This is a genomic window from Guptibacillus sedimenti (genome assembly GCF_028610665.1).
Taxonomy (GTDB): domain Bacteria; phylum Bacillota; class Bacilli; order Bacillales; family Guptibacillaceae; genus Guptibacillus; species Guptibacillus sedimenti.
Window position 1 is genome coordinate 28409 of record NZ_JAQQWV010000003.1, and the last position, 18347, is coordinate 46755.

An 18347-nucleotide genomic window follows, 5' to 3' on the forward strand; every position below is an offset into this window, starting at 1 on the left:
TAAGGAACCATCAATGTGCAAAAGCATACTTCTATAAGAAATCCATATAGTCAAAGCTGAAGAAAAGCCCCTTTCTTCAGCTTTTTATTTGTGGTTTGGAAGCGTTATCGAATCTGTTGACAATTAAACGTGATATTTCTCAAAAAAGAACTGACGGACGTATTTAAAAAAGCTCCTTTTAAAATGTTAAAACGACTATAGGTAAAAAGGGATAAGATTTGATATAATGATTGGCAGTGTAAGTTAGATTTTGTCATACTAGGGGGATAAATAATGTCACCAGCGTTAATTAAAATGTGGGTAGCGCTTTCTGCACTTGGCTTAATGTTTATTGCTGTTATGGCCATTATGCTAAGTCGCTCGAAGCTGAAAGGTTTTTTTCGAATACTTGTATCGACTTTTGCCTATATGTGTATGTTCGTTGCAGGTGTCCTGATGCTTCTAGTCGTGGTCACTGGCCCTACAAACTAAGCAAGTAAACTCTGATTAAGGAATGAGTGAAATGAAACGATTAGCTACAAAGCTTGTATTATGGACGAGTCTTGTGACTATGCTTTCAGGTTGTTTGTATCCGGAAAGCCAGAAGAACGAGAATCAGATTCCATATACAGATCAAATACAATCTGTTCAAACAGCCGTTGAACAATATCAGGATAACAAGTCAGTTCTTCCAATCAAAACGAGAGATCAGGAAACGCCAATCTATCAAAAGTACCCAATTGATTTCAAGAAATTAGTACCCGCTTTTTTACAGCAAGCACCTGGGAATTCCTTTGAAAATGGAGGGGTATTTCAATATGTTCTAATCAACGTGGAAGAAAACCCTACAGTAAGGTTAATTGATTTACTAATGATTGAAAAAGTAAAAGATCTGCAGCTCCGTATAAATGATTATCGAAGAAAAAAAGACTATCCTCCTTTTAAGGAAGTACTTGCGAAAGATCGTTATTCAATCGATTACGACGCAATGGGTATCGAGGAAGAGATAACGGTAAAGAGCCCGTTTACAAACGATCAACTGCCGTTTTTCCTTGATCAGAATGGTAATGTACATATTGACTACTCAAGCGATCTTACAAAAGCGATTGAAAGTAATCCCGACCATAACTATCAAAACGGTGATGATATCCGTGATTTGTTAGCGAACAATTCGTTCTATGTACCAGTTGCATCTGTTCCGTATACGCTTGAAAATGATAAAACTGTTTTTTTAGTGAAATAGGTATTTTCCCTTCTCTTTAGCAATACAACTATTAAAAAGAGGAGGGATTTTTTTATGAATTTAAACAGTAAGGTAGCCAAAGTATACTTGTTACATCAAATCCTTTTGCTTTAAGGTGTCATATTTATTGGACAACATCATAGAATGGTAGTGTTCAAGAATGTCTGCGGTCTGGAGTGAATCATTTCGTCCAATGAGGCGGAATTCAGGAGGCGATCACGTGGAGAGAGTAGATATCTTCAAAGATATCGCAGAGCGTACAGGGGGAGATATATACCTTGGAGTCGTAGGTTCTGTTCGAACAGGGAAATCAACGTTTATTAAGAAGTTCATGGAACTTATCGTCTTGCCCAATATGGAAAGCGATTCAGATCGAGCAAGGGCACAAGATGAGCTACCACAAAGTTCTGCAGGCCGGACGATCATGACGACAGAACCTAAATTCGTCCCGAATCATGCTGTTCAAATTCATGTAGAAGATGGCCTAGACGTGAATGTTAGACTTGTTGACTGCGTTGGGTATGCGGTACCTGGAGCAAAGGGGTATGAAGATGAGGATGGACCTCGTATGATCAATACACCCTGGTATGAGGAGCCTATTCCGTTTCAGGAAGCAGCTGAAATTGGTACAAGAAAAGTCATTCAGGAGCATTCAACTCTTGGAGTAGTGATTACAACAGATGGTTCTATTGGAGAGATTCCAAGACATGACTATCTCGAATCAGAAGAAAGAGTCGTTGAAGAATTAAAAGAAGTAGGCAAACCATTTATTATGATTGTCAATTCTGCTCATCCTCACCATCCTCAAACAGAAGCGTTACGTGGAGATCTTTCGAATAAGTATGATATACCAGTCATCTCACTAAGTGTAGAGAGTATGACAGAGCATGATATTAACAATGTGATGAGAGAAGTGCTTTATGAATTTCCAGTATTAGAAGTCAATGTGAACTTGCCTAGTTGGGTAATGGTTCTCCACCAGGATCACTGGTTAAGGCAAAATTATGAAGAATCTGTAAGAGAAACAGTTAAAGATATTAAGCGACTTCGGGATGTTGATCGTGTTGTTGGGCAATTTGAAGAGTTTGAATTTATACAAGATGCTCGCCTTGCTGGAATTGAGATGGGGCAAGGAATAGCAGAAATTGATCTGTATGCACCGGAAGATCTTTATGATCAAATTCTTAAAGAAGTGGTTGGTGTGGAAATTCGAGGCAAAGATCACCTTCTTCAACTTATGCAGGAGTTTGCGTTTGCTAAAGCAGAGTATGACCACGTCTCTGACGCTCTTCGTATGGTAAAACAGACGGGATATGGTATTGCAGCCCCGGCTATTGAAGATATGAGTCTTGATGAGCCAGAAATTATTCGCCAAGGGTCGAGGTTTGGCGTAAGGTTAAAAGCAGTTGCGCCTTCAATCCATATGATAAAAGTAGATGTAGAATCCGAATTTGCCCCAATCATCGGAACAGAAAAGCAAAGCGAAGAGCTTGTACGCTATTTAATGCAAGATTTTGAAGAAGATCCACTTTCGATCTGGAACTCTGATATATTCGGTCGTTCACTAAATTCAATAGTAAGAGAAGGGATTCAGGCAAAACTTGGTTTAATGCCTGAGAATGCTCGTTATAAATTAAAAGAGACGTTAGAGCGCATTATTAACGAAGGATCAGGCGGTTTAATTGCGATTATACTATAACAAAATCGACTCCAATTTATGGAGTCGATTTTTCGCTTTGTAGGTTTAACCATACTTGTATAAGGGGTAATATAGTTTCTACGAGCGGTGTATAAGAACAGAGTACAGTAAAGCATTAACGGAATTGATTGAATTAATCGATAATGAGGAAAGTGATCGTTAGAGCGTTTACAAATAGTGAATATAGCAGATAATAGGTAAAAAAACACTGAAAAATCGTTGAAATCGACACAAACGTATTGAATTCTTTCGCATCTTCGTATAATATAGGGCTTGCAAACGTACTAAACGTGCATTGCAACGTATAAATATTGGTCATTAAGTGAATGAATGTATTTATCCATCTCTCTTGAGAGGAGGTGAACAGAATGAACAAGACAGATCTAATCAATGCTGTTGCAGAATCTGCAGAGCTTTCTAAAAAAGAAGCGACAAAAGCTGTTGACTCAGTTTTTGATAACATTATGCAATCCTTGCAAGAGGGTGACAAAGTTCAACTAATTGGTTTTGGTAACTTTGAAGTCCGTGAGCGTTCTGCTCGTAAAGGGCGTAATCCTCAAACTGGCGAAGAAATCGAAATCGCTGCAAGTAAGGTTCCTGCATTTAAACCTGGTAAAGCCCTTAAGGATGCAGTTAAGTAAGAAATACATAGGGCAAAAGAAGAGTCGCACATTATGCGGCTCTTCTTTTTTGCTAACTTTTTCTCCATGTGCTAGAATCTTCATAGGTAATATAGGCCCTGAATGGAGGAGTAAGAACTATGTACGAAGTTAATCATGAAAAAATACAAGAAGCAGTGACAATGATCCTTGAAGCAATTGGGGAAGATCCAAAACGCGAAGGATTGTTAGATACTCCGAAACGTGTCGCAAGAATGTACGAAGAAATCTTTCAGGGGCTACATCAAGATCCAAAAGAGCATTTTCAAACCATTTTTGGGGAAGATCACGAAGAGCTTGTCTTAGTGAAAGATATCCCGTTTTATTCAACTTGTGAGCATCATCTGGTTCCTTTCTTTGGAAAGGCGCATGTGGCATACATACCGAAAGGCGGTAAAGTAACAGGACTTAGTAAACTTGCAAGAGCTGTCGAGTCTGTTACAAAGCGCCCTCAACTTCAAGAGCGAATTACATCGACAATAGCAAATTCAATGGTGGATACACTTGAACCTCACGGAGTGATGGTTGTCGTAGAAGCTGAGCATATGTGTATGACGATGAGAGGCGTTAAAAAGCCTGGATCATCAACCGTAACGTCAGCAGTTAGAGGTGTGTTTGAGAATGACACAGCTGCACGAGCTGAAGTGCTTGGGTTGATTAAAGGCTAAACCTTTAAACGGAGTGATTGATATGAAAAGCGATAGCAATGATTTTTTTGTTATTAAAGCCTTAGAAAATGGCGTGAACGTAATTGGGTTAACACGAGGGTCTGATACAAGATTTCATCATTCAGAGAAACTTGATAAGGGAGAAGTGATGATTGCCCAATTCACTGAACATACTTCTGCCGTTAAGGTAAGAGGGAAAGCCGTTATTCAAACAGAACACGGTGAAATAAGTACAGAAGAGTAAAGCAGGAAACCGAAACCTGCTTTTCTTTCATTTTAAAACAAGAGCCGCTCGTTTTAGGTCAAAGGTTATTGTGCTATACTAGAATTGAATACATAATTGAACCATTCCGAATAAGGGTATTTAAAGAAGAAATGAAAATAAGCTTTCACCGCTATAAAGCGGCTAGCCCACTTTTCTAAATGGAAGACATGTTAGGGGTATGGGATATGACAAATCCGAAGGAAACCACACATAAAAAAATAGCAGGAGTTCGGGACATGCTGCAGTCTCGCCTATCCCATTCATATTTACTTCGATTTATCGACTTTCCAGTGATTGATGAAGAGAAGTTATATGTTTTTTATGGCATGCTAGAACAAGCGAAGCTCGAACATAAAAGGAAACAGGATACACTTCTTTCCATCATGCTTGTGCAAATTGCTCTTGATACGCATGATCTTATTTCACTTGAGGAGATCGATAACGAGGGTGATCGAAAAAATCGCCAGTTGACAGTACTTGCAGGTGATTATTTTAGTAGCATGTATTATCACCTTCTTTCTAAATGGGAAGATAATGAGTTGATTCGGACACTTTCTGAAGCCATTCAGGAGATTAATGAAGCAAAGATGTCCTTCTACCAAACAGAGTATAGTACGATTGAACCCGTGTTTGACAATTTGAAAGAGATTGAATCCATTTTAGTACGCAAAGTTGCTGAACATTATGGTCTTACGAATTGGAAAAGCTTCGGTTCACACTATTTCTACATGAATCGTCTTTTAACTGAAAGAAAGCAGGGAATCATTCAATCAGGTACATTTATGTTACAAAAAATTGCTTCTACGCTCCTTTCGGTAAAAGGTGCGAAGTTATCAACAAATCAGGCATCAAAAGCAAAAATCGTCCTCGATTCTTATATAGCATATGCAAAAAAAGAAATGGACCAACTTCTCCAACAGCATTCAGAACTCCACCAGCTATTTCAGGAGCGTTTCGAATACAACTGGGGAATCAAGGGTATCCAGGAAAAGAAAATGGCGGAAGAGGGATAAAGCATGGCTTCATCAAAAGAAGAACGCGTTCACGATGTATTTCAAACGATTTCAAAACGTTATGATGTAATGAATTCAGTCATTAGCTTTCAGCGTCACAAAGCATGGCGAAAAGATACAATGAGATTAATGGATGTTCAAAAAGGATCATCAGCACTTGATGTTTGCTGTGGCACAGCTGACTGGACAATTGCAATGGCTGATGCTGTTGGAGAAAGTGGATCGGCCATTGGACTTGATTTTAGTGAAAACATGCTTGAAGTTGGTCATGTCAAAGTGAATGAGAAAAGGAAAGAAAACGTTACCCTCATTCATGGAAATGCAATGAATCTACCTTTTGAAGACAATTCATTTGATTACGTTACGATTGGTTTTGGACTAAGGAATGTCCCTGATTATAACCAGGTTATTAAAGAAATGTATCGCGTGGTTAAGCCGGGTGGACAAGTTGTCTGCCTCGAAACGAGCCAGCCCACCATCCCAGTCTTTAAACAAGTTTATTACGGGTATTTTAAACACGTAATGCCAGTTCTTGGTAAAGTATTTGCAAAAAGTTATGACGAGTATTCTTGGCTTCAGGAATCAGCTAGCACGTTTCCCGGAAGAGAAGAGTTAAAACAACTTTTCTTTAAAAATGGATTTAGCCGCGTTGATATAAAGCCATACTCTGGCGGTGTTGCAGCGATGCACAGAGGTTTTAAACCAGTGAATAAGAGAACAGATATTTTGTGAAAATCAGTTAGGTGGATCTCATGAAATTAAAAACGATATACGCTTCTTTAAAAAAAGACTTGTCATTTATTGAAACTGAATTGGAGCAAACGGTAGATGCTCATCATCCTGTTCTTCGAGATGCATCAAACCACCTATTAAAAGCTGGAGGGAAACGAATCCGTCCTGTTTTCGTTCTGCTTTCAGGTAAGTTCGGGGATTACAATTTACCACTCATGAAAAATGTGGCGGTAGCGCTCGAACTTATTCATATGGCTTCTCTCGTACATGACGATGTTATTGATGATGCTGAAATGAGACGGGGCGCTAAAACAATAAAAGCAAAATGGGATAACCGTGTAGCTATGTATACTGGAGATTATATTTTTGCCCGAGCCATTGAACTAGTAACCGAATTAAATGACCCGACTGCAAATCGAATTTTGTCCCATGCCATTCTAGAGATGAGCGTTGGTGAAATTGAACAGATTCGTGATCAATTTAATTGGGATCAAAATGTACGGGATTATTTTCGCAGAATTAAACGTAAAACAGCCCTTCTAATCTCAACTTCATGTGAGCTAGGGGCAGTCGCAGCGGGAGCATCTAAACAAGAGCAGCTTCACTTAAAGCAATTCGGTTATTACGTTGGTATGTCTTACCAAATAACGGATGATATATTAGATTATACAGGAACTGTTAAACAGCTTGGGAAACCAGCAGGTGGAGACCTACTACAGGGTAACATTACGTTACCTGTCCTTTATGCGATGAATCAAAAAAACGAAAAGAAGAAAATCATGGATGTTTTTTCAGAAGAGCTTCATGCTTCTCAAGAGCAAGTGGATCAAGTTCTGTCTATTGTAAAATTGTCAGGTGGTATTGAACATTCTCGACAGATTAGTGATCGCTACCTTCAAAAAGCTTTCTATGAACTAGAACAGCTACCCGCTTCTTCAGCAAGAACGTCACTTAAACAAATCGCAGAATATATCGGCAAGAGAAAACATTAAAAAGGAAATGTTGTTATTTTTGCGAATATTTGATAGAATTTTGAAGGGCAGATAAATATTTCTGCCCTATACATACAAAGTGTTGAAAGTGAGGAGATTTTTGTGGAGAAAACTTTTCTAATGGTAAAGCCTGACGGTGTTCAACGTAATTTGATTGGTGGAATTGTATCACGCTTTGAGAATAAAGGATTTAATTTAGTAGGGGCAAAATTGATGACGGTTTCAAAAGACCTTGCAGAAACTCATTATGGTGAACATAAAGAGCGTCCATTCTTCGGGGAACTAGTTGACTTTATTACATCAGGACCTGTCTTCGCAATGGTTTGGGAAGGTGAAAATGTTATTTCTACTGCTCGTACGATGATGGGGGCAACGAATCCTAAAGATGCTAATCCAGGAACCATTCGCGGTGACTACGGTGTTCAAGTAAGTATGAATGTGATCCACGGCTCAGATTCACCTGAAAGTGCAGAGCGTGAAATTGCATTGTTTTTTAATGAAAATGAATTAAATGAATATACAAAAACGGTTTCGAAGTGGGTTTAATTTTTTTGAAAGAAAAATGAAAGCGCTTATATAAAAAAGAACCAGACAGATTTCTGTCTGGTTCTTTTTTTAGTTAAAACGATGAATAGGTGGTTAGATCATTGGGGATTCAAAACCTTTTTCCTGTTCAAGTGTATAGGCAATCCTAAATAATAAAGTATCGTTGAATTTGCCGGTCGCAGCCTGTAGACCTACGGGTAAGCCAGATCGCGCTTTTCCGACTGGGATCGATATCGCTGGATGCCCAGTACAGTTATATAACTGGGTCATCATCCAATCAGAGATTGGGGCGGCAGCTTTTCCGTTTATCGTATCAGGACCTTCAATCTGATGTGAAAAAGCAGTTACTCCAACAACTGGAGAGAGAATAGCGTCATACCGATCTAATTCTTGTTGAAGTGTGTTCCAAATAATCGTACGCTTCATTTCGGTTTCTCTTAATTCTATTGCGCTAAGCTGTCTACCGGATTCAATCATGCGAGAAACAGAGAGACTAAATTGTGAAGGGAAGCGATCATAAAGCGACCCGTAAGCTGTTGCCAATCCCGCATACCACATCTTGTTGAAGAATGAAATTAATTCTTCAAGTTTCATACCAAGTTGAAATGGGATATTTTCTACGATTGCCCCGTGATCACGTAAAAGACTGATCGCTTCTTCTAGCGGACCTAAAATTTCTTGCTCAAAGGGATACAATCCAAAGTTTTCCGTAAAGGCGAACCTTTTACCTTTAACACCTAATTTCATTTCCTCAAGTAAATTTTCTTCTGGGACTGGAACCGAATACGGATCCGTTGGCTGGTAGCCTTCCATCACAGAGAGGAGGAGAGCTGCGTCACCGGTTGATCTTGCCATTGGACCATAATGAACAAAAGGCTGAGTCGTTCCAAAGCGATTGAAAGGTGAGCTGTCAAACGGTACGCGACCAAACGTTGGTTTGTGACCAATAATGCCATTTAAACTTGAAGGAATACGAATCGAACCGCCTCCATCGCTACCTTCTGCTAGTGGCACGCATTTGCTTGCTACTGCAGCAGCAGAACCGCCACTTGATCCTCCAGCAGTTCTAGAAGGGTCCCATGGATTCTTTGTCGGACCCACTAAGAGATTGTCTGTTGTCCCTTTATGCCCGAATTCTGGTGTATTTGTTTTTCCGATAATAATAGCACCTGCGTTTCGAATCCTTTTTACAATTGTCGGCTCTGATTGTGGGATGTGGTCCTTAAAAAGTGGAGAACCAAACGTGGTACGCCGGCCGGCCACTGATGTAAGGTCTTTTAATGCGATTGGTACACCGTGCAAAGGTCCTCTTGTACCTATATTCATCAGTTCTTTTTCAGCTGCTTTAGCTTCTTCTATCGCTTGTTCTTCAAATACAGTGATAAATAAATTCAATTTAGGATTCAAACGTTTTATTCGATTGAGATGACTTTGCACAACTTCCACAGGAGAAATCTCTTTTGCTTGTATTTTTTTTGCCATGGATTGAGCTGTAAGGTTTGTGATTTCCATCTAGACACTTCCTTGCTGTAGGTTATATCTTCAACATTAACGAAAGAAAACGGATGAAGCAATTCTGCTAGAGAAAAGAATAAAAATTTTGTGTTTTTTTAGTTAAATTGTGTTAGGATATGCCCAACCATCATTGAAAAAGTTAAAAATACTTACACGAATTTTATATGGTGTGATATAGTAGTACGTAAAAGCGCCAAAGGATAATGGAGGAGATTGAGATGAGATACTTAACAGCAGGAGAATCACACGGACCGCAGCTAACAACAATACTTGAAGGACTTCCTTCTGGTCTTGAGCTATTGACAGAAGATATTAACACTGAACTTGCGAGGCGCCAGCTTGGATATGGGCGTGGTCGACGTATGCAAATTGAGAAGGATCAAGTCCAAATATTAAGCGGAGTTCGACATGCGAAATCGACGGGTGCTCCCATTGCGCTGGTTGTAGAAAATAAAGACTGGACGCACTGGAAAAATTATATGGGTGCAGAGCCATTAACGAAAGAACAAGAAGAAAACATGAAGCGTCAAATCTCACGTCCACGTCCTGGACATGCAGATTTAAATGGCGCTATTAAATACAATCATCGTGATATGCGAAATGTTTTAGAGCGGTCATCCGCTAGAGAGACAACGGTAAGAGTTGCCGCTGGCGCTGTAGCAAAAAAACTTCTTAACACACTTGGTATTCAGGTTGCGGGACATGTGCGTATGATTGGCGGCATTGAGAGTCAATATGAAGGCGGTATGTCTTTAGAAGAAATCAAGCGCGTTTCTGAAGAATCTCCTGTCCGAAGTCTTGATGAAGAAGCAGGTAATAAGATGATGCAAGCGATTGATGATGCAAAGAAAAATGGTGATTCAATCGGTGGAGTTGTAGAAGTGATTGTAGAAGGTTTACCTGTTGGACTTGGTAGTCATGTTCACTATGATCGTAAGCTTGATGCAAAAATTGCTGGAGCTGTAATGAGTATTAATGCATTTAAAGGTGTTGAGTTTGGAATAGGCTTTGAAGCGGCTAGAAAGCCAGGCAGTGAAGTTCACGATGAAATTCAATGGTCTGAGTCAGAAGGATACACACGAAAGACCAATCGACTTGGAGGTTTTGAGGGTGGCATGACAACAGGAATGCCAATAGTTGTTAAAGGGGTTATGAAACCTATCCCAACACTATACAAACCGCTGCAAAGTGTAGATATCGATTCAAAGGAGCCCTTCCAGGCAAGTATTGAACGATCGGACAGCTGTGCAGTACCAGCAGCTAGCGTTGTGGCTGAAAATGTTGTTGCATGGGAAGTCGCTTGTTCGATTCTTGATAAATTTGGTCATGATCGAATGGAAGAAATTGCGGAAGCGCTAGATCGCTACAGGACATATAGCCGGGAGTTTTAATGATGGATTCACTATCGATTGATACAAATGGTGGAAGCTATCCCGTTTATATCGGAACTGGGATACGCTTCAAATGGCAAGAGCTGGTCAAAGGCCCTTACTCAAGTTTCTTCATCATTACGGACGAAGAAGTAGAAGGAAGATATTTATCATCGATTCAGCAGGATAAAGAGATACAAACGTTTGTCGTTCCATCAGGAGAGGAATCCAAATCATTTTCCCGTTATCATGAAGTGATGACTGCGCTGCTTAAAGCTGATTTAGATCGGCAAGCATGCATCATTGCTCTTGGAGGTGGAGTTGTAGGAGATCTTGCAGGTTTTGCTGCCGCTACATTTATGCGAGGCATTGATTTTGTTCAGATTCCTACAACGCTACTTGCTCATGATTCAAGCGTTGGTGGGAAGACTGGGATTAATCATGAACTAGGGAAAAACTTAATCGGTGCGTTTCATCAACCGGCAGCCGTTATATATGATACAGAGTGCCTGCGAACCCTACCAGATCGGGAATGGCGCTCAGGGTTTAGTGAAGTGATTAAGCATGCGCTTATTCATGATGAAGCGTTTTTAAATTGGTTAATGGAAAGCGGAAAGCCCGTGCAGGGGTATAGCGATGAAGAGCTACAATTTATTATTAAAAAGGGTATTGCTGTGAAAGGTGCTATCGTAAAAGAAGATGAGCGTGAAAAAGGAATTCGTGCTTACCTAAACTTTGGTCATACCCTTGGTCACGCCATTGAAGCAGAGCTAGGATATGGCAAAATGACTCATGGAGAAGCAGTGGCTATTGGTATGATTTATGCCCTTCGGTTGAGCGAGGAATATTTTCAAACAACTCTTCGTATGGATGACATAAAGAAATGGTTTCAAGAAATTGGCCTTCCTACAACAGTTCCAAAAGAGCTTAATACGAATCAATTAATTGAGAGAATGAAGAAAGACAAAAAAGCAGAAAACAAAACGTTGCAGCTTGTTCTATTAAAGAGAATTGGTAAACCAATTAAGGTGAAGGTAAACGATGATATCGCTCTTAAATTACTTCGAGCTAGTATAGAAGGGAGTGGAGCTCATTGATTCGAGGGATTCGAGGAGCAACAACGGTTAGTCTTAATGACAAGGAAGAAATTATTCGTGCAACGACTTCGTTACTTGAACAATTAATCGAGCAAAATGACGTTGAACCGAATCAGGTGGCATCCATTCAATTTACGATGACAAGAGACCTAGATGCGGTATTTCCAGCTGAAGCAGTCCGCGAATTTAAAGGATGGTCAAATGTTCCTTTGCTATGCTCATCTGAAATCCCAGTTCAAGGTGCGTTACCTTTGTGCATTCGATTATTAATGACGGTGAATACATCAATCAATCAGCAACAAATCAAGCATGTTTACCTGGAGAAAGCTATATCGCTTCGTCCCGACCTTGCGAGTTGACAAATCGAGTGCATCATACTAGGATAGAAATAAGTTTAGAGCAGAGGCAATAGTAGGTTTTATGAGTTGAGAGAGCTGAGAATAGGATAGTTGAGTTGAGGAGAGCTTAGAGGGACACGTCTATACACCCCCTGAGGTTATTCAGGGGGTTTTTATATACCCTTTTTAGGTATTGCGAACATTCAGGCGATTTAAGTCTGCTATTTGTTATACCACTATATTAATATCCTCGGAATACTCAGGTTTCCATTCTCCATAACAAAACATGGAGAGGTGAGAAAGTTGACTACAGATTATTCTTCTTTTCAAAGGGATGCCACACAGTTCGGCATGATCCCGATCATGAAGTCGTATTTTCTAGATACGGCGACACCCATTCAAATTTTTCAAAACATTGGTAAACGAGCGAGTTTTCTATTAGAGAGTAGTGATCAGGAATCGAAATGGTCACGCTACTCCTTTATTGGAGTGGATCCAATTTATTCGCTAATTGAACAAAAAGGAACTTTTACTGTTATTGATGCCAATGGTTCAGATATTCTACAACGAAATGATTTTCAATCTGGTGTAAAAGCCTTATTTAACTATTTAAACCCGAAACTTCCAGAACATGATTTTCCTTTTTATGGTGGTGCTGTTGGCTATATCGGCTATGACGCTGTTAGCCAATTTGATAAAGTTCCACTTCATCCAGATCGGGATGAGGATATGCCGCTTTTTCATTTCATTGTTTGTGAGAATTTACTAATTTTTGATCATCATTTAAAGCGGTTGACGGTTTGTCATCATGCAAGATTAAAAGAAGGAGCGGATGTTGAAGAGATTTACAACAATGCTTTCTCGGTGATGGAAGAGCTCGTCACTCTTTCTTCAAAGTCAAACCAATCGGAAGTGATGGTACTGCCCGAAGATACTTCTCACGAAGTGGATTTCTCACAAATAAAATCGAATTATGAAAAACAACAATTTTTAAACGATGTAAATAAAATAAAATCCTACATTGAAGAGGGTGATGTCTTTCAAGCTGTATTATCTCAGCGATTTGAAAAAGATGTCACGATTGGAGGATTGGATCTTTATCGGGTCCTTCGCGTCATTAATCCATCGCCCTATATGTTTTATTTAAAGATGAATGATTTTGAAATTATTGGGAGCTCGCCTGAAAAATTAGTTCAGGTTCGGGATGGTGAAATTGAGATTGATCCAATAGCTGGTACGAGAAAACGCGGGAGAACTGACCAAGAAGATAATGAACTTGCAGTAGAATTACTTCAAGACGAGAAAGAGCGGGCGGAACATTACATGCTCGTTGATCTGGCGAGAAATGATGTTGGTCGAGTAGCGGAATACGGCAGTGTTTCTGTACCTCAGCTGATGGACATTGGACGCTTTTCTCATGTGATGCACATTATATCAAAAGTAACAGGAGTTTTAGCACCTCAATTCACTAGTTTAGATGCTGTTGTAGCCTCCTTCCCTGCAGGAACTGTGTCTGGTGCTCCGAAAGTACGGGCGATGCAAATTTTAAATGAGCTGGAGCCAACTGCACGATCGATTTACTCAGGCGCGATCGGTTATATTGGTTTCGATGGAAACATTGACTCATGTATAGCGATTCGAACGATGGTTATTAAGGATGGAACAGCATACGTACAGGCTGGAGCAGGAATTGTAGCTGATTCAATACCAGAAAATGAATGGGAAGAGACGCGAAATAAAGCGAGCGCTTTGATTAAAGCAATACAAGTGGCTGAAGCGATTTTCGATAAAAAGGAGGAGCAGCTTAATGTTTAAAGAACAATTAAGTAGAATGATTGAAGGTCATACTCTGACAGAATCTGAAGCGGAACAAGTGATGGATATCATTATGGAAGGAAGAGCAAACGATGCACAAATCGCGAGCTTTTTAACGATTCTTCACATGAGAGGTGAGTCGATTGAAGAACTGACAGGGTTTGTTCGCTCGCTCCGAAATCATGTTGTTCAGTTAGATCATGGTGGCCTTCCGCTTATCGATACTTGTGGAACAGGAGGAGACGGACACTCTACCTTTAACATATCTACAGCTTCTGCCATTCTCGTGTCGAGTCTTGGGGTGAAAGTTGCGAAACATGGTAACAAAGCAGTATCTTCCAAAAGTGGAAGTGCAGATGTATTGGACCAGCTTGGCATCCCGACTCAGTCAAGCCGGAACGAAGCAGTTGCAACCCTTAAAGAAAAAAACATGTGTTTTCTATTTGCACCAAACTATCATGTTGCGATGAAACACGCTGTAAATGCGCGGAGGGCAATTGGTTTTAGAACGGTCTTTAATAGCCTCGGTCCTCTAGCAAACCCAGCTGGTAGTCAGTCTCAGTTAATTGGTGTTTATAGTCATGAAAAGGCGCTGAAAATGGCAGAAGCATTAAAGCGTCTCGGTACAGAGCGTGCACTACTCGTCACTGGTGGAGAAGGAATCGATGAGTGTTCTATATCCACTTATACTGATTTCGTTGAATTGAGGAATGGAGAAATTAGTACGTATCGCCGCACTCCAGAGGAAGTTGGACTTGTTACAGGTAACCCAGGGGATTTGGTAGTAAACAATTCAAAAGAAAGTGCAGATTTGATAGAGGGGATTTTTAACAATCAAGGAAACGAAGCTAGTAAAGGAATAGTTCTTTACAACGCTGGAGCAGCTCTTTATCTAGCAGGAGCTTGTGAAACCATTAAGGATGGTGTTCAAATGGCAAAAGAAGCTATTTTGAATGGGACAGGTCGAGATCAACTAAAGACATTAAGCGCAAACAAGGAGCTGAATGTTCATGCTTGAGCAAATTATTAAAGTAAAGCACGAAGAGATGGAACGATTTAGTATGCCCGAAGATGAAAAATTAGCAAACGTTTCTCTTCTTGAAAGCCTGCGTAAGCCAACGCACGAGGTAGGCTTAATTGCAGAAGTGAAAAAGGCATCACCTTCTAAAGGGATCATCAATGCGAACTTTGATCCTGTAGAAGTAGCAAAAGCTTATGAAAAAGCGGGTGCAGATGCGATTTCTGTTTTAACTGATGAGTCGTTCTTTATGGGGGCGAACGCATTTCTAACGGAAGTAAAAAAGCACGTGTCTGTACCGATTTTGCGAAAAGATTTTATCATTGATCCACGGCAAATCGATGAGAGTAGACGAATTGGCGCAGATGCGATTTTATTGATTGTAACGGCGCTTGGAGCAGAGAAAACAAAGGAATTTTATGATTATGCTGTAAATTTAGGATTAGAATGTTTAGTTGAGGTACATTCGAAAGAAGAGCTTGAAGCGCTTACGTCGCACTTCACTCCAGCTATTATTGGAGTGAACAATCGAAATCTTGCTACATTTGAGACGTCGACTAAACAAACACGTTCACTCAGTCAGTTCATTCCTTCATCTACGTTAATGATTAGCGAAAGTGGAATATCTACCTATGAGGATATTAAAGAAGTGAAAAGTGCCGGTGCGAAAGCCGTATTAGTTGGGGAGGCACTTATGAGAGATGGAACTTATGAAAAAGGAATTAAGCGTTTGTTCGGTGAAAAAGTTCATGACGAAGCCTGATCTTAAGTTGTGTGGTAATCGTTCATTAGAGGATTGGGAGAGCGTTAGAGTGAGCGGTGTCCCATATGCAGGGTTTGTTTTTGCCAATAGCGTTCGGCGCGTTACAGATGAACAAGTGAAAGTCTGGTTAAACGAGTATCCACCGTTAAATGATATGAAAATTGTAGGAGTGTTTGTAAACCCGGAATTAGAAGAGTTAGCACAAACGGTAAGTGAAGTTCCGCTTGATGTCCTTCAACTTCACGGTAGTGAAACGCCGGCATTTGTTGCGAAGATAAAACAAATGACAGGTAAAACGGTTTGGAAAGTAATCCACCACGGTAAATACGCTCTAGATGAAATGAAGCGGTTTGATGGTGTAGCTGATGGATATGTCGTAGACACGAAATTACCTGGACAATGGGGTGGGACAGGCAAACGATTTGATTGGGATTCGATTCCATCTTATCAAGCGGAAGCTGTAAGCCAAAATGCACCTCTATTTATTGCAGGCGGCGTAAAAGTAGATAATGTGCAAGAACTATTAAGCTATCAACTAGATGGTATTGATGTATCAAGTGGAATTGAAACGAATGATAGAAAAGATAAGGCGAAAATGAACGATTTAATCGAAAGGCTGGGATAACAATGTCAACAAGTGTACCTGATCAACGCGGAAGATATGGTAGATACGGTGGAAAGTATGTTCCTGAAACAGCTATGTATGCGCTAGAAGAATTAGAACAGTCGCTAAACGAAGCAATGGCAGATCAAGAGTTTATGAAAAACTACCATGATGAATTAAAGAAGTACTCAGGGCGACCTACACCGATTACTCATGCGGAGAATTTATCCAAAAGACTTGGTGGTGCACAAATTTACTTGAAGCGTGAAGATTTGAATCATACGGGTGCACATAAATTAAACAATGCGATCGGCCAGGCACTTTTAGCTGTTCGAATGGGGAAAGAAAAAATTGTAGCCGAGACTGGTGCAGGACAGCATGGTGTGGCAGCAGCAACCGTGGCAGCGCGTTTCGGTTTAGAGTGTAAAGTGTTTATGGGAGAAGAGGATATTAGAAGGCAGGAATTGAATGTTTTTAGAATGAAGCTTCTAGGGGCGGAAGTTGTACCAGTGTCTTCAGGCAGTCGCACATTAAAAGACGCTACAAATGAAGCGATTCGTTACTGGGTTGCCAACGTTGAGGATACGTTTTATTTAATTGGATCTGTTGTAGGGCCTCATCCTTATCCTAAAATGGTAAGAGACTTCCAACGCGTGATTGGTGATGAATCGCGAGAACAAATGGAAGGATTACCTGATAAAGTGATTGCTTGTGTTGGTGGTGGGAGTAATGCAATGGGAATGTTCTACCCATTTCTTAAAGATGACGTTGATTTAATAGGTGTGGAAGCTGCAGGTAAAGGGATTCATACAGGGGAACACGCTGCAACGCTGTCTGAAGGACGCCTTGGAGTCATTCATGGTTCAATTACTTATCTTTTACAAAATGAAACAGGTCAAATTCAGGAGCCTCACTCCATTTCTGCTGGTCTTGATTACCCTGGAATTGGACCGGAGCATGCCTATTTAAATGAGACGGGTCGCGTAACGTATGTGGGCATCACAGATGCAGAGGCGCTTGATGCTTTAAAAGTTCTTTCTGAAGAAGAAGGCATCATTCCGGCGATTGAAAGTGCTCATGCACTCTCAGAAGCCATTAAACAAGCACAAAACATGAATCAAGAAGAACGTATTCTTGTATGTCTTTCTGGAAGAGGCGATAAAGATGTGCATACGATAATGGAGCATCTTGGAGGTGACGGAGATGAATAAGCGATTTGAACAATACGTGAACGGTCGGACGGATCTTTTTATTCCATTTATTGTAGCTGGCGATCCAACAGAAGAAACAACCATCGATTTAGCACTAATGTTGCAGGAAGAAGGAGCAAATGCCATAGAACTCGGCATCCCGTATTCTGATCCATTGGCAGATGGTCCAGTCATTCAGCGCGCATCATTACGTGCGCTTGAACATGGTATGAGCCTTGAAAAGGCGATGGGTCTCGTGAAGCAAATGCGAGAAAAAGGTCTTGAAATTCCAGTTGTGATATTTACTTATTACAATCTTTTGTTACAATTAGGAGAAGAACGCTTCTTCGCTTTAGTGCGAGAAAATGATATTGACGGACTTTTGGTTCCAGATCTTCCTTTTGAAGAAAGTGAAGAGTGGAGGGAAAGCTGCAATGCTAATGAGACTGCGCTGATTTCTCTTGTTGCGCCAACAACTTCAGATAAAAGACTCGAAGCGATATCGAAAGAAGCTACTGGATTTCTTTATTGCGTCTCATCACTCGGTGTCACGGGTACAAGAACTGATTTTCATTCCTCTGTATTTACTTTTCTCGATCGGGTGAAAGAGCATAGTATGATTCCAGTTGCAGTTGGTTTTGGAGTATCAGCTCCTGAACAAGTTGAGAAGTTAAAAGATCACTGCGATGGCGTTATTGTTGGCAGTGCCATTATTCGTCAAGTTGAGGAACAAGTGGAAGTGTTGAAGAACGAAGCATCCCATAAAGAAGGGGTTGATCAAATTCGGTCATATGTACGAAATTTGATTTCTCCATATGGGAAAGCGAAAATCCATTCGTGA

20 protein-coding genes are annotated in these 18347 nt (G+C 40.3%); 19 read left to right on the forward strand and 1 reads right to left on the reverse strand.

Annotated features, from left to right (window positions below; translation table 11 throughout):
- Positions 1 to 273 precede the first annotated feature (273 nt).
- The 10 genes from PQ578_RS14595 to ndk all read left to right on the forward strand — a co-directional run bounded on the left by PQ578_RS14595 (position 274) and on the right by ndk (position 7796).
- Positions 274 to 471: a DUF2768 domain-containing protein gene (locus PQ578_RS14595; RefSeq protein ID WP_098443983.1), complete on the forward strand. Its 198-nt coding sequence runs from the start codon at positions 274 to 276 to the stop codon at positions 469 to 471.
- 31 nt (positions 472 to 502) lie between these two features.
- Positions 503 to 1222: a YphF family lipoprotein gene (locus tag PQ578_RS14600; protein ID WP_273835045.1), complete on the forward strand. Its 720-nt coding sequence runs from the start codon at positions 503 to 505 to the stop codon at positions 1220 to 1222.
- A gap of 220 nt (positions 1223 to 1442) precedes the next feature.
- Positions 1443 to 2921: a stage IV sporulation protein A gene (spoIVA, locus tag PQ578_RS14605; protein WP_160918975.1), complete on the forward strand. Its 1479-nt coding sequence runs from the start codon at positions 1443 to 1445 to the stop codon at positions 2919 to 2921.
- A 368-nt stretch (positions 2922 to 3289) separates the two neighbouring features.
- Entirely contained in the window at positions 3290 to 3562 is a 273-nt protein-coding gene (locus PQ578_RS14610) for an HU family DNA-binding protein (protein WP_048309232.1), read from the forward strand.
- 119 nt (positions 3563 to 3681) lie between these two features.
- Complete coding sequence (folE, locus tag PQ578_RS14615; protein WP_160918976.1) at positions 3682 to 4248, forward strand: GTP cyclohydrolase I FolE; 567 nt, start codon at positions 3682 to 3684, stop codon at positions 4246 to 4248.
- A 22-nt stretch (positions 4249 to 4270) separates the two neighbouring features.
- Positions 4271 to 4492 carry a trp RNA-binding attenuation protein MtrB gene (gene mtrB / locus PQ578_RS14620; protein ID WP_098443979.1) on the forward strand — a complete coding sequence of 74 codons (222 nt, stop codon included), beginning with the start codon at positions 4271 to 4273 and terminating at the stop codon, positions 4490 to 4492.
- 206 nt (positions 4493 to 4698) lie between these two features.
- A complete protein-coding gene (locus PQ578_RS14625; RefSeq protein WP_273835050.1) occupies positions 4699 to 5526 on the forward strand; it encodes a heptaprenyl diphosphate synthase component 1 in 828 nt (275 codons plus the stop codon).
- Positions 5527 to 5529: 3 nt separating this feature from the next.
- Positions 5530 to 6258, forward strand: a complete 729-nt coding sequence (locus PQ578_RS14630; protein ID WP_273835052.1) for a demethylmenaquinone methyltransferase — start codon at positions 5530 to 5532, stop codon at positions 6256 to 6258.
- Between the two features lie 20 nt (positions 6259 to 6278).
- Positions 6279 to 7250: a heptaprenyl diphosphate synthase component II gene (hepT, locus tag PQ578_RS14635; protein ID WP_273835053.1), complete on the forward strand. Its 972-nt coding sequence runs from the start codon at positions 6279 to 6281 to the stop codon at positions 7248 to 7250.
- A 102-nt stretch (positions 7251 to 7352) separates the two neighbouring features.
- Complete coding sequence (ndk, locus tag PQ578_RS14640) at positions 7353 to 7796, forward strand: nucleoside-diphosphate kinase (RefSeq protein ID WP_098443975.1); 444 nt, start codon at positions 7353 to 7355, stop codon at positions 7794 to 7796.
- A gap of 93 nt (positions 7797 to 7889) precedes the next feature.
- Here ndk and PQ578_RS14645 read toward each other — a convergent pair whose 3' ends face one another.
- Positions 7890 to 9308: an amidase gene (locus PQ578_RS14645; protein WP_273835054.1), complete on the reverse strand. Its 1419-nt coding sequence runs from the start codon at positions 9306 to 9308 to the stop codon at positions 7890 to 7892.
- Between the two features lie 221 nt (positions 9309 to 9529).
- Here PQ578_RS14645 and aroC point away from each other — a divergent pair, with 221 nt between their 5' ends.
- The 9 genes from aroC (at position 9530) to trpA (ending at position 18347) form a co-directional block, all read left to right on the forward strand.
- Complete coding sequence (gene aroC, locus PQ578_RS14650; protein ID WP_273835056.1) at positions 9530 to 10702, forward strand: chorismate synthase; 1173 nt, start codon at positions 9530 to 9532, stop codon at positions 10700 to 10702.
- Between the two features lie 2 nt (positions 10703 to 10704).
- Positions 10705 to 11778, forward strand: coding sequence for a 3-dehydroquinate synthase (aroB, locus tag PQ578_RS14655; RefSeq protein WP_273835057.1), 1074 nt, complete (start codon positions 10705 to 10707; stop codon positions 11776 to 11778).
- Positions 11775 to 12137: a chorismate mutase gene (gene aroH / locus PQ578_RS14660; RefSeq protein ID WP_273835058.1), complete on the forward strand. Its 363-nt coding sequence runs from the start codon at positions 11775 to 11777 to the stop codon at positions 12135 to 12137. The genes aroB and aroH overlap by 4 nt, the downstream gene beginning before the upstream one ends.
- 282 nt (positions 12138 to 12419) lie before the next feature.
- Positions 12420 to 13931: an anthranilate synthase component I gene (gene trpE / locus PQ578_RS14665; protein WP_273835059.1), complete on the forward strand. Its 1512-nt coding sequence runs from the start codon at positions 12420 to 12422 to the stop codon at positions 13929 to 13931.
- Positions 13924 to 14949, forward strand: coding sequence for an anthranilate phosphoribosyltransferase (gene trpD / locus PQ578_RS14670; protein ID WP_273835060.1), 1026 nt, complete (start codon positions 13924 to 13926; stop codon positions 14947 to 14949). Before trpE ends, trpD begins: the two co-directional genes overlap by 8 nt.
- Positions 14942 to 15712, forward strand: coding sequence for an indole-3-glycerol phosphate synthase TrpC (gene trpC, locus PQ578_RS14675; RefSeq protein WP_273835061.1), 771 nt, complete (start codon positions 14942 to 14944; stop codon positions 15710 to 15712). The genes trpD and trpC overlap by 8 nt, the downstream gene beginning before the upstream one ends.
- Positions 15699 to 16337, forward strand: a complete 639-nt coding sequence (locus PQ578_RS14680; RefSeq protein WP_273835062.1) for a phosphoribosylanthranilate isomerase — start codon at positions 15699 to 15701, stop codon at positions 16335 to 16337. Before trpC ends, PQ578_RS14680 begins: the two co-directional genes overlap by 14 nt.
- Positions 16338 to 16339: 2 nt before the next feature.
- Complete coding sequence (trpB, locus tag PQ578_RS14685) at positions 16340 to 17527, forward strand: tryptophan synthase subunit beta (RefSeq protein WP_160918988.1); 1188 nt, start codon at positions 16340 to 16342, stop codon at positions 17525 to 17527.
- A complete protein-coding gene (gene trpA / locus PQ578_RS14690; RefSeq protein WP_273835063.1) occupies positions 17520 to 18347 on the forward strand; it encodes a tryptophan synthase subunit alpha in 828 nt (275 codons plus the stop codon). Before trpB ends, trpA begins: the two co-directional genes overlap by 8 nt.